12 protein-coding genes are annotated in these 11,954 nt (G+C 72.8%); 9 read left to right on the top strand and 3 right to left on the bottom strand.

Features of this window, described 5'->3' with window-relative positions:
• Window positions 1–448: 448 nt before the first annotated feature.
• The 6 genes from CCN51_RS14120 (at window position 449) to CCN51_RS14095 (ending at window position 6,630) form a co-directional block, all read left to right on the top strand.
• Window positions 449–1,273 (top strand): AfsR/SARP family transcriptional regulator, encoded by an 825-nt coding sequence (locus CCN51_RS14120; RefSeq protein WP_014179412.1) that lies wholly within the window; start codon window positions 449–451, stop codon window positions 1,271–1,273.
• 282 nt (window positions 1,274–1,555) lie between these two features.
• Window positions 1,556–2,332, top strand: coding sequence for a cyclase family protein (locus tag CCN51_RS14115; RefSeq protein ID WP_014179413.1), 777 nt, complete (start codon window positions 1,556–1,558; stop codon window positions 2,330–2,332).
• Between the two features lie 166 nt (window positions 2,333–2,498).
• Entirely contained in the window at window positions 2,499–3,836 is a 1,338-nt protein-coding gene (locus CCN51_RS14110) for a beta-ketoacyl-[acyl-carrier-protein] synthase family protein (protein WP_086859600.1), read from the top strand.
• Window positions 3,833–5,068, top strand: a complete 1,236-nt coding sequence (locus CCN51_RS14105) for a ketosynthase chain-length factor (protein ID WP_055414292.1) — start codon at window positions 3,833–3,835, stop codon at window positions 5,066–5,068. Before CCN51_RS14110 ends, CCN51_RS14105 begins: the two co-directional genes overlap by 4 nt.
• 60 nt (window positions 5,069–5,128) lie before the next feature.
• Window positions 5,129–5,413, top strand: coding sequence for an acyl carrier protein (locus tag CCN51_RS14100; RefSeq protein WP_014179416.1), 285 nt, complete (start codon window positions 5,129–5,131; stop codon window positions 5,411–5,413).
• 11 nt (window positions 5,414–5,424) lie between these two features.
• Window positions 5,425–6,630, top strand: a complete 1,206-nt coding sequence (locus CCN51_RS14095) for a nucleotide disphospho-sugar-binding domain-containing protein (protein ID WP_014179417.1) — start codon at window positions 5,425–5,427, stop codon at window positions 6,628–6,630.
• 43 nt (window positions 6,631–6,673) lie between these two features.
• Here CCN51_RS14095 and CCN51_RS14090 read toward each other — a convergent pair whose 3' ends face one another.
• The gene (locus tag CCN51_RS14090; RefSeq protein ID WP_106436431.1) at window positions 6,674–7,594 is read right to left on the bottom strand and encodes a helix-turn-helix transcriptional regulator; all 921 of its coding nucleotides are present in this window, start codon (window positions 7,592–7,594) and stop codon (window positions 6,674–6,676) included.
• Between the two features lie 98 nt (window positions 7,595–7,692).
• Here CCN51_RS14090 and CCN51_RS14085 point away from each other — a divergent pair, with 98 nt between their 5' ends.
• On the top strand, window positions 7,693–8,496 hold the full coding sequence (locus CCN51_RS14085; RefSeq protein WP_014179419.1) for an NAD(P)H-dependent oxidoreductase: 804 nt from the start codon (window positions 7,693–7,695) through the stop codon (window positions 8,494–8,496).
• On the opposite strand, the gene CCN51_RS14080 is transcribed toward CCN51_RS14085, so the two are convergent.
• A complete protein-coding gene (locus tag CCN51_RS14080; protein ID WP_148276941.1) occupies window positions 8,491–9,693 on the bottom strand; it encodes a nucleotide disphospho-sugar-binding domain-containing protein in 1,203 nt (400 codons plus the stop codon). The genes CCN51_RS14085 and CCN51_RS14080 overlap by 6 nt on opposite strands.
• 10 nt (window positions 9,694–9,703) lie before the next feature.
• Entirely contained in the window at window positions 9,704–10,162 is a 459-nt protein-coding gene (locus tag CCN51_RS14075; protein WP_014179421.1) for a nuclear transport factor 2 family protein, read from the bottom strand.
• Between the two features lie 180 nt (window positions 10,163–10,342).
• Between CCN51_RS14075 and CCN51_RS14070 the strand changes: the two genes are divergently transcribed.
• Window positions 10,343–11,128, top strand: coding sequence for an SDR family NAD(P)-dependent oxidoreductase (locus tag CCN51_RS14070; RefSeq protein ID WP_014179422.1), 786 nt, complete (start codon window positions 10,343–10,345; stop codon window positions 11,126–11,128).
• A 14-nt stretch (window positions 11,129–11,142) separates the two neighbouring features.
• Window positions 11,143–11,954 (top strand): aromatase/cyclase (locus tag CCN51_RS14065; protein ID WP_107425981.1); only part of this gene is annotated, 812 nt, incomplete at its 3' end.

Raw genomic sequence — 11,954 nt, 5'->3', positions numbered from 1 at the left:
GGTGCGGTGCATCGCAAGGCGGAGCGGCGCCCTCGTACTGGGCGTACTCGGGTGCTGCGACAACGCGGCGAGGTGCCGTGCCGGGCGGCGCGGGGGCGTGCCTCACTTCCCCGAGGTCGCTTGGGTCGGCGGGGCCGGGGCCCGCGGCGCAGAGGGCCGAAGGGCTCGCGGGGAGCGGGGATGTGTCGGTCATTGTGGGCTCTCCTCGGGGTGAGAGGCGGTCCTGGCAAGGAGTCTGCGATGACGGATCCACGGCTTGCCAGTGCTTTCCTCATAACCAGGGTGTGAACTTGTCATGACCTCCGCCTCACAGGACTCATGCACGGTTCGGGAGTCCGGCACTGGCCGTGTCCACCACCCGCACGCGAGGCTCATATGTGCCTCAATGGCAGGGCCGCGCGGCCAAAGAGGCACCTGGTGGACCGTCTGACGGAGGTGTGACAGGACCATGGAAATCAAGGTGTTGGGGCCGCTGAGCGTCGAGGCCTGCGGTCAGTCGATCGTGCCCAGCGCGGGCAAGCCGCGGCAGATCCTCGCATTGCTTTCCGTGTACGCCAACCAGATGCTCCCGGTGCCCACCCTTATGGAGGAAATCTGGGGCGCGCAGATGCCGCGCAGTGCGTTGACCACGCTCCAGACGTACATCCTTCAGCTCCGGCGGAGACTGGCCACGGCCTACGGTCCGCAGGCGCCCGAGGCATCGAAGAGCGTGCTGGCTACGCGATACGGCGGATATGTGCTGGAGGCCCAGCCGGGCGCGGTGGACATCCACGAGTACGACCGGCTGGTGGCCGCCGGGCGGGACGCGCTCGACGTCGGCGACGATGTCGAGGCTTCGTTTCTGTTCCGCGAGGCGCTGGCGGTCTGGCGCGGTCCCGCGCTCGTGGACGTACGCGTCGGACCGATCCTGGAGATCGAGCTGGCCCGGCTGGAGGAGAGCCGTCTCGGGGTCCTGGAGCGTCGGATCGAGGCCGATCTGCGCCTGGGACGCCACGCCGAACTCCTCACCGAGCTCACCGAACTGACGGCCCGGCATCCGCTCCACGAGGGGCTGCACGCCCAGTGCATGGCTGCCCTGTACCGGTCCGGCCGCCCATGGCAGGCGCTGGAGGTGTACCAGGGGCTGCGCGGCCGGCTCGTCGAGGACCTGGGGCTCGAACCCTCCCCGCGGCTGCAGAAGCTGCAGCAGGCGGTGCTCGCCTCGGACCCCGCGCTCGACCTGGAGTCGGGCGGGCAGTGGCGCCGCCCGGTGCTCGACCTGTTCGCCGCGTAGGTCCCTGCCGGTCCCGCTCGGGGCTCAGGCCCTTCTGCCCCGCATCACCACCGCGTACGACAACCGCCCATCGCACCTCCCCTGAACGCCCGGCGCCGCCCTTCTTGCCGGGTCGGCTACGGCTCCGCTCCCCGACACCCCCCGCGCGGGCGAGCGGAGCCGTAGTGCTGTCCGCATGCGTTTCCGGACGTTCCGTGGGTCCTGTCGTTCCAGCCGTATTCCAGGGGCTCCTGACACCGTCCGGCGGACGACCTCGCCTGACACCAGCCGTAGGGGGCCGCATTGCGCATCATCGACCTGTCGACACCGGTGGACGCCTCGGGCTGGGAGCCGGACCCGCTGGTCCACGAGATCATGACGCCGGCCGAGGCGGCCCACCATATGAGCGAGGAGATGCGCGAACACTTCGGCATCGAGTTCGACCCGTCCGAACTGCCGGGCCAGGAACTGCTCTCCCTGGACACGCTCACCCTGACCAGCCACACCGGCACCCATGTCGACGCCCCCGCGCACTACGGCTCCACCGGGACGTACGGAGTGCCGCGCACCATCGACCAGATGCCCCTCGACTGGTTTCTGCGCCCGGCCCACGTCCTGGACATCACCGCCGCGGATCCGGAAACCCGCACCGTCGGTGTCCCGCATATCGAGAAGGAGCTGGCCCGTATCGGCTGCCGGCCGCAGCCGCTGGACATCGTCCTGCTGCGTACCGGAGCCTCCCGGTGGGTCGGCACATCCCGCTACTTCACGGAGTTCACCGGCCTCGACGGGCCCGCCACCGACTATCTGCTCGACCTTGGCGTCCGCGTCATCGGCACCGACGCGTTCAGCCTCGACGCCCCGTTCTGCGACATGATCCGCCGCTACCACGCCACCGGCGACCAGTCGGTGCTGTGGCCTGCCCACTTCGCGGGCCGCCGTCGTGAGTACTGCCAGATCGAGCGGCTGGCGCGGCTGGAAACCCTGCCGCCCACCGGGTTCCGGGTCGCCTGTTTCCCCGTGAAGATCGCGGGCGCGGGGGCGGGCTGGACCCGGGCGGTGGCGTTGCTCGACGAGTGACGGGTGCGACCCGCCGTCGTGGCACGCGACCCGCCGTCGCGGCGCGCCTCCCGCCACCGTCGCGGGGCTCCGTCCCGAGTCGAGCGCGGGTTGAGAGCCGGGCGGCACTGTGACGCGGCGGCACTGTCACACGGGCGGTACCGGGCAGGGAGGTCGAACCGACGTGATGCATCAGCGCGTTATCGATCGACGGGGGAGGCGTCGCGTGGCGATCACCGGCATAGGCGTGGTGGCCCCGGGCGGCGTGGGGACCAAGGAGTTCTGGTCGCTGCTGACCGAGGGCCGCACCGCCACCCGCGCCATCTCCCTCTTCGACGCCACCCGCTTCCGCTCCCGGATCGCCGCCGAGGCCGACTTCGACCCGCACCACGAGGGCCTGACCCCGCAAGAGGTACGCCGGATGGACCGCGCCGCGCAGTTCGCGGTGGTCGCGGCCCGGGAGGCGGTGTCCGACAGCGGTCTCGAGGCCGCCGGGGCGCTTGGGGCCGCCGGGGCGCTTGGGGCCGCCGGGCCCGACCCGTACCGCGTGGGCGTGACCGTCGGCAGCGCGGTCGGCGCCACCACCAGCCTGGACACCGAGTACCGGGTGGTCAGCGACGGCGGGGCCAAGTGGCATGTCGACTACACATACGCGGTGCCGCATCTCTTCGACCACTTCGTGCCCAGCTCCTTCGCCGCCGAGGTCGCCTGGGCCGTGGGCGCCCAGGGACCGGCGTCCGTGGTCTCCACCGGCTGCACCTCGGGCCTGGACGCGGTCGGCCACGCCGTCGAGCTGATCCGGGAGGGCAGCGCGGACATCATGGTCGCGGGGGCCACCGACGCGCCCATCTCCCCGATCACCGTCGCCTGCTTCGACGCCATCAAGGCCACCTCGCCGCGCAACGACGACCCCGAACACGCCTCGCGCCCCTTCGACCGCACCCGTAACGGCTTTGTCCTGGGCGAGGGTTCCGCGCTGTTCGTCCTCGAGGAGCTGTCCCTGGCGCACCGCCGGGGCGCCCATGTCTACGCGGAGATCGTCGGCTTCGCGTCCCGCTGCAACGCGTACCACATGACCGGGCTGCGCCCCGACGGCCGGGAGATGGCCGAGGCCATCCGCGTCGCCCTCGACGAGGCCCGGCTGCCGGTGACGGCCGTCGACTACATCAACGCCCATGGCTCCGGCACCAAGCAGAACGACCGCCACGAGACCGCCGCCTTCAAACGCGCCCTCGGCGAACACGCCAGGGCCACCCCCATCAGCTCGATCAAGTCGATGGTCGGCCACTCGCTGGGCGCCATCGGCTCCCTGGAGATCGCCGCCAGCGCCCTGGCCATCGAGCACGGTGTCGTACCGCCCACCGCCAACCTCCACGAACCCGACCCCGAATGCGACCTCGACTACACCCCGCTGGTCGCCCGCGAGCAGCGCGTCGAGGTGGTGCTGAGCGTGGGGAGCGGGTTCGGCGGTTTCCAGAGCGCGATGGTGCTGGCCCGTGAGGGGCTGGAGAGGGGTACGTGGTGAGCGCCGTCGCCGTGTTCACCGGTATCGGCGTCGCCGCGCCCAACGGCCTGTCGACCCCGGTGTGGTGGAAGGCCACCCTCAACGGCGAGAGCGGCATCCGCCCGATCAGCCGCTTCGACGCCTCCCGCTACCCGGCCCGGCTCGCGGGCGAGGTGCCCGGCTTCGACGCCGCCGAACACATCCCGAACCGTCTGCTCCCGCAGACCGACCACATGACCCGGCTCGCCCTGACCGCCGCCCAGGAGGCGTTCGACGACGCGGACACCGACCCCGCCCAGCTCCCCGAGTACGCCGCCGGGGTGGTCACCGCCAGCTCGGCCGGCGGTTTCGAGTTCGGCCAGCGCGAGCTGGAGGCGCTGTGGAGCAAGGGCGGGCAGTACGTCAGCGCGTATCAGTCCTTCGCCTGGTTCTACGCCGTCAACACCGGCCAGATCTCCATCCGGCACGGGCTGCGCGGGCCCAGCGGGGTCCTCGTCACCGAGCAGGCGGGCGGCCTCGACGCGGTGGCCCAGGCCCGCAGACGGCTGCGCGGCGGCAGTCGGCTCATCGTCACCGGCGGTGTGGACGGGGCGATCTGCCCATGGGGCTGGACGGCGCAGCTCGCGGGCGGCCGGCTCAGCCTCGCCGACGACCCCACACGCGCCTATCTGCCCTTCGACGCCGCGGCCCGTGGCTATGTGCCGGGCGAGGGCGGGGCGATCCTGATCCTGGAGGAGGCCGCCGCGGCGCGCGCCCGCGGCGCCCGCGTGTACGGCGAACTGGCCGGTTACGCCGCCACCTTCGACGCGAAGTCCGGGAGCGAGCAGCACCTCAGCGGCGTCCCCGGTCTGCGCCGCGCCGTGGAACTCGCCCTCGCCGACGCCGGCCTCGCCCCCCACGACATCGACGTCGTCTTCGCAGACGCCTCCGGCGTACCCCACCTCGACCGGGCCGAGGCGGAGGCCATCACCGCCGTCTTCGGGCCCCGGCGGGTGCCGGTCACCGCGCCCAAGACCATGACGGGGCGGCTGTACGCGGGAGGGGCCGCCCTCGACCTCGCCGCCGCCCTGCTGGCGATCCGCGACGCGCTGATCCCGCCGACGGTGAACATCACCCGGCTCGCCGAGGGTCTTGAACTCGACCTGGTGAGCACCGAGCCGCGGCCCTGCCCCGTACGCGCCGCCCTGGTGCTGGCCCGTGGCCGCGGCGGCTTCAACGCGGCGGCCGTGGTCGTCGGGGCCCGGCCCCACTGAGCCCGACCCCACTGAGCACAGCCCCCGCTGTTCGCCATCCCAAGAGAGAGGCATCACGCGATGACCCAGATGACCCGGATGACGCTGGCCGAGCTGACCACCCTGCTGCGCGAATGCGCCGGCGAGGACGAGACCGTCGACCTCGACGGAGATGTGCTGGACACCCCCTTCGCCGACCTCAACTACGACTCCCTCGCGGTCCTGCAGACGGTCGGCCGTATCGAGCGCGAATACGGGGTGCTGCTGGCCGACGACACGGTCGCCGAGGCCGCCACGCCCCGGCTGCTGCTGCAGTTCGTCAACGCGGGCCTGACCGAGGCGCGCACCCGCCCTGCCCAGGCTTAGGGGGCGCTGTCATGCGCGTACTCATGGTCGTCACCCCCGTCAGCAGCCATCTTCAGCCGCTCGTCCCCCTGGCCTGGGCGCTCACCGGCGCGGGCCATGAGGTGATGTGCGCCGGGGAGCCCGGGGCCGTGGAGGCGGCGCGCGCCGCCGGGCTGCACACCCTCGCCATCGAGGCCGAACCGCTGCCCGCCGACGCCCCGCCCCCGGCTCCGGCCCGGCGGCCCACGGGCGGGGAGCCCGCGGCGGTGTGGGAACCCGACTGGGAAGCGCTCGCGGTCCGCTGGCGGGCCCGGGTCGGCCGGGTGCTCGACGGGTATCTGAGGTTCGCCCGCGAATGGCGGCCCCACCTCGTGTTGTCGGATCCGGTCGAGTTCTGCGGGCCGATCGTCGCCGGCGCGCTGGGCGTACCGTCGGTGGTCCACCGCTGGGGCACCGACGTCCTGACCACGCTGGCCCGCGGCCCCGCCCGCGCCGCGCTGCGGTCCGTATGCGAGCGGGCGGGCATCCCCGGGGGCCTGCTGCCCGACCCCGATCTGCTGCTCGACCCCTGTCCGCCGCTGCTGCGGCACCCCCGGGCGGCCCCGGCCAGGCCGGTGCGGTTCGTGCCGTACAACGGGCCGGGCAGCTACCCCTCCTGGGGGCCGCTGCGCTCGCCGGAGCAGCGGACCATATGTGTGTCGTTCAGCGCCCAGACGATCGAGCGGTCGGGAATGGCCACCCTGGCGGCGACGGCCGGCGCGTTCGAGGGCCTGGAGGGCGTACGGGGCGTGTTCACCCTGCCCCGGGCGCGCGCCGAGGAGCTGGGAGCGCTGCCGGCCAACGTACGGGTGATCGAGCCCACCCCGCTGTCGCAGCTCCTGAGGCGCTGTACGGCCCTGATCCACCACGGCGGATCCGGGACCGGGCTGACGGCCCTGCACTACGGACTGCCCCAACTCGTCCTGGCCCCACCGCTGCCCAGCCTCGGTGTCTACGCCGAACGGATCGCGGCCTGCGGCGCCGGCCGGTCGCTCGACCCGGGTGAGCAGCAGGACCCCGAGGCGATCCGTACGGTGCTCCGCGAGCTGCTGGACGACCGGTCGTACGGGGCGGCGGCGGGTCGGGTGCGGGAGGAGATGGCCGCCATGCCGGCCCCCGCCGAAGTGGTCGCCGAACTGGAGGAGCTGGCCGGGCCGCGCATCGGCGTATCGCGGGTCGCCGGTTCCCGCGCGGCCTGAGGACGGGCCCGCGCGAGGGCGACGGGCCCGCGCGAGGGCGGGCCTAAGCGGTTACCGGTACCTCACGTCCTACGGCCGTCGCCAGGCCGGCGAGTGCGGTGGCCTCCCGGCTGCCCTCCTCGGCGCCGAAGACATGCATCATCAGGCCCGTCTCGCCGGGCGCGGCGGGCACGTGCAGCGTCTCGTAGTCCAGGGTGAGCAGCCCGGCCACGGGGTGGCGCAGCCGTTTGCGCCCCGCCCCGCACATCACGACCTCGCCGGTGGCCCAGACGCGCCGGAAGTCGGCGCTGTGCGTGGACAGGTCGGTGATGAGGGTGGCCAGTTCCGCGTCGTCGGGGTAGCGGCCCGCGGAGACCCGCAGCTGGCCCACGCTCTCCGCCGCCCGGTCCTCCCATTCGGGGAAGACGGTCCGGGAGGTGGGGTCGAGGAAGAAGTACCTGGCCTGGTTGTGGTCGCGGCGGCCCGGGTCGGCCAGGCCGCCGATCAGCTCGCCGCCCAGGTCGTTCCAGGCGAGCACGTCGAGGCGGTGGTTGGTGACGAAGGCCGGGACGGGGGCCATGGCGTCGAGGATCTGCCGCAGCAGGGGGCTGACCCGGGCCTCGGGCGGGGGGCCGCCCCGCGTGCCGACCAGGGTGGTCAGATGTCTGCGCTCCGCCGCGTCGAGGCCGAGGGCCTTCGCGAGCGCGTCGAGCACTTCGGGGGAGGGCTGGGTGGCGCGGCCCTGTTCCAGGCGGACGTAGTAGTCCACGCTGATCCCGGCGAGCTGGGCCAGCTCCTCGCGGCGCAGCCCGCGCACCCGCCGGCGCCCGCCGCCCGCGAGCCCGACGTGCTCCGGTGCGACGCGCCCACGGCGGACGCGCAGAAAGCCGCCGAGGGCCCGCCGGGTGTCGCCGATACCGTCGAGCCTGTCGATCCCGGCCGCGCGGTCGATGCCGTTGCTGTCCATGCTGTCCGGGCTTTCCATGCGTTCCAGTATGGGTGGCCCTCGCAATACCAGGATTCCCGTTCCGCCGGAAACACAGGGTGCTGGCTACGGTGCCGGGCCCGGGAGAGCGTGGTGCCATGAGCGAAGCCACGCCGCAGCCGCGGAAGAAGATCCTGATCGTCAGTGCCCACCCCGAACCCCGTTCCCTCAACGCCTCCCTGACCTCCTTCGCGGCCGAGGAGCTGCGCGCGGCGGGGCATGAGGTGCGGGTGTCCGACCTCTACGCGATGAAGTGGAAGGCGGGGGTGGACGCCGACGACTTCCCCGACCACGTCGCGGACCGGCGTCTTGATGTGCTGACGGTGTCGGGGGAGGCCACGCTGGCGGGGCGGCTGTCGCCGGACATCGCGGCGGAGCAGGAGAAGCTGCGCTGGTCGGACGCGGTGATCCTGCAGTTCCCGATGTGGTGGTTCTCGGTGCCCGCGATCCTGAAGGGCTGGATCGACCGGGTGTTCACCTTCGAGTTCGCCCACGGCCCGGCCGTCCCCCCGCCGTACAGCGAGGGCGTCCTGACGGGGCGGCGGGCGCTGGTGTCGGTGACGGTCGGCGCCCGGGAGTCGGCGTTCGCGGACCGGGGCATCCACGGGCAGCTGTCGGATGTCCTCTTCCCGCTCCAGCACGGCCTGTTCTGGTTCACCGGCATGGCGCCGCTCGAACCGTTCGCGCTGTACGACTCGCTCGATGTGTCCGAGGAGCGGTTCGAGGAGGTGAAGCGGGAGTACGGGCGGCGTCTTGACCGGCTCTTCACGGACGAGCCGGTCCCGTTCCGGACGCTCACCGGCGGCGACTACGGCCGCGATATGCGTCTGCTGCCGGGGGTGGAGACGGCCGGGACGAGCGGCCTTGACATCCACGCCCGCCCGCGCGGCTCAGCCCTATAAAGCCTGTTCCAGGGCGGTGACGCGGTCGGCGGGGCTGGGCATGCGCAGCATGTCCGTACGCAGGCGGGCGGCGGCGCGGGTGTGGCGGGGGTCGTCCACCAGGGCCTCGACCGCTTCGCTGACGGCGGCGGGGTCGGACTGTCGCTCGGGCGGCAGGATGAGTCCGGCGCCGTGGCGGTGGAGGCGTTCGCCGAGCTCGGCGGTGACCGGGATCTGCGGCAGCACCAGCTGCGGGGTTCCGGACGCGGCCGCCGTGAGGCCGGTGCCCGAGCCGCCGTGGTGGACCACGGCCGCGCAGGTGGGCAGCAGCTCGGACATGGGAAGGCCAACCGCGACGCGGGCCTTCTCCGGAGCCGCGGTCAGCGTCCGCGCCTGGTCGGCGCTGATCGCCAGCACCACCTCAAGTCCCCGGCCGGCCAGCGCGTCGGCGGTCTGCGTCAGCAACGGGGGCAGGGCGCCGGGGCGGACCTTGTGACCGGAGACCCCCGCCGTGATGCACACCCGCGGCCGGGCACGCTCCTCCAGCACCCAGCGCGCCACGTCGCCGGGGCCGTTGTACGGGACGTAGCGCATATCGAGCCGGGGGCGCGGCGCCGGGTCGGGGAGGCGCAGCGCGGGCGGGAAGGGGTCGAACCAGGCGGTGGGGCCGGAGCGCGGGCGCACGCCATGGCGCTCGAAGAGACGCGGGTAGCCCGGCAGCGGGCGGGCGCCCAGCTCGTGGTTCTCCACGCGCATGATGGTGGCCGTGCCCCAGCCGTGCCCGTACGCGGGGACGCCGAGCGCGGCGGCGGCCACCGTGCCCGCGAAGCACAGCGCGTCGTGCACGACCACGTCGGGCCGCCAGCGCCGGGCGACGGCGAGGAGGTCGTCGGCCATCGCGTCCGCGACCGTGAACTGCTTGTCGGCCAGCGCGCGGAGCACCGCGTGCTGTGCGTCGTCCAGCAGACCGGGCCGCGACGCCCAGCCCTCCGGCCAGCGGCCGGGGCTGCGCCAGGGCGCGAGGTCCGCGCGGCTTCTGATCTGCTCCACGGCCACGTCCCGGCCGACGGGCACCCCGGTCAGCCCGGCGCGCGCCGCCGAGGCCATGCACGAGGGCGGGGCGGCCAGCCGTACCTCGTGCCCGGCGGCCCGGCAGGCCCAGGCCAGCGGCACCAGGCTGAACAGATGGCCCGGCTCGGCCCATGTGGCGAACAGCACCCGCACCTGATCAGTCCAGGTCGTCGCGGTGGATCCGGCGGTCGAGCACCAGCCAGCGGCCGTCGCGCCGCACCAGCAGATCCGCGCATGTGGTGGACGCCCGCAGCACGGCCTGCCCGGCCCGCGGGGTCTCCAGGACCTGGGCGTACGAGCGGACGAACACGGTGTGCTCGTCCTTGGGTTCGAGCGAGAGCATGCCCAGCCAGTGGCGGCGCCTGATGCCCCGCGCGGCGAAGTCGTCGGTGGCCTGGCGGGCGCCGGCGGCGATGGCCGCGCGGCCGGTGAACGGCTCGGGGTGGGCGTTGGCGGCGAAGACGCCGTCCTCGGCGAAGGTCTCTGCCCAGGCCTCGGCCTCGCCGTCGTCGAGCAGCTGCATCTGGCGGGCGTAGAACTGCTGGATCTCCGCGTACAGCTCGGCGGGTCCGGCGGGTCCGGCTGGTGCGGTGGCGGGGTGTGCCGCGACGGTCATGGCGGTCGGTCCCTCTCTCGCGTCCTGTGTGTCGTGCGGCAGCGTCGCCGCGGGCCCTCGTACGCCCCTTGACGGGCGGTCGAACGGCCCGCTCGACCGCCGTGCGATCGAGGATCGAGAGCCCACGGTCACTCTTCGGAGCAGACAACGCATCCAAGGAGCCCGGGGAGGACGACGCGCATGGCGAGCGATGAGCGGCGGGTGGCGCTGGTCACGGGAGGCACAAGCGGAATCGGTCTCGCGGTGGCGCGGGGCCTGGCGGCGGCGGACTTCACGGTCTTCATCTGCGCGCGGACCGCCGAGTCCCTGGAGATGACCGTCAAGGAGTTACGGGCCACGGGCCACGAGGTCGACGGGGTCCCCGCCGATGTGAGCAAGCGGAAGGATGTGCGCGATCTGGTGGCGGCCGTGACCGGGCGGCACGGCCGGATCGACGTCCTGGTCAACAACGCCGGGCGCAGCGGCGGCGGCGAGACCGTCGGGCTGGCCGACGAGTTGTGGTACGACGTGATCGACACCAACCTCAACAGCGTCTTCCTCACCACGCGCGAGGTGCTGGCCGAGGGCGGGATGCGGGAGCGCGGCTGGGGGCGGATCGTCAACATCGCGTCCACCGGAGGCAAGCAGGGCGTGGTGCTCGGCGCCCCGTACTCGGCCTCCAAGCACGGCGTGGTCGGCTTCACCAAGGCGGTCGGCCTGGAGCTGGCCAAGACCGGCATCACGGTCAACGCGGTCTGCCCCGGGTATGTCGAGACGCCGATGGCCGAGCGTGTCCGCCAGGGGTACGCGGCGGTGTACGAGACCACCGAGCAGGCCATCCTCGAACGCTTCCAGGCCAAGATCCCGCTCGGCCGCTACTCCACACCACAGGAGGTGGCGGGCCTGGTCGGCTATCTGGTCACCGACACCGCCGCGTCCATCACCGCCCAGGCGCTCAACGTCTGCGGCGGGCTGGGGAATTACTGACGAGAGCGGGTGCCGTGACCACCACCGAGACATACCTCACCACACACGCCATCACCGTGCTGGCACCGGCCCGCACCGTGTACGGCATCATCGCCGATGTCGCCGACTGGCCCCAGCGCTTCGCCCCCAATGTGCACGTCGAACCGCTGGAGCAGACGCCCGGCGCCGAGCGGATCCGGATCTGGGCCACCGCCGGCGGCGTGGTGAAGAACTGGACATCGCGCCGCGAGCTGGACCCGGACGGGCTGTGTGTCACCTTCCGGCAGGAGGTGTCCGCGCCACCGGTGGCGGCCATGGGCGGTGAGTGGATCGTCACCGCCCATGGGGAGAATGTGTCCCGGCTGGAGCTGCGCCATGACTTCCGCGCGGTCGACGACGACCCGTCGGGTGTCCGCTGGATCACCGCGGCGGTGGACCGCAACAGCGAATCCGAGCTGGCCGCGGTGAAGAAGCTCGCCGAACTCGGCGCTGAATTAGGACAGTTGGAGTTCTCCTTCGAGGACACGGTGTTCACGTCGGGCGACGCCGCGCTGATCTATGACTATCTGTACCGCGCCGATCTGTGGCCCGAGCGGCTGCCGCATGTGTCCCGGCTCGACCTCAAGGAGGATCCGGTCGGGGATGGTGTGGCCGAGCCGCGGGTGCAGGTGATGGCGATGGACACCCGTACCGCCGACGGCTCGGTGCACACCACCGAGTCCGTACGGGTCTGCTTCGGGTCGGACCGCATCGTCTACAAGCAGACCACCGTGCCCGCGCTGATGACCGCGCACACCGGAAGCTGGACGATCACCCCGGCGGGCGACGGGGTGATCGTCCAGCTTCC

This window comes from Streptomyces milbemycinicus (assembly GCF_002154605.1).
GTDB lineage: Bacteria > Actinomycetota > Actinomycetes > Streptomycetales > Streptomycetaceae > Streptomyces > Streptomyces milbemycinicus.
Note: the sequence above shows the minus strand (reverse complement) of the source record. Positions and strands in the feature narration are given on the sequence as shown.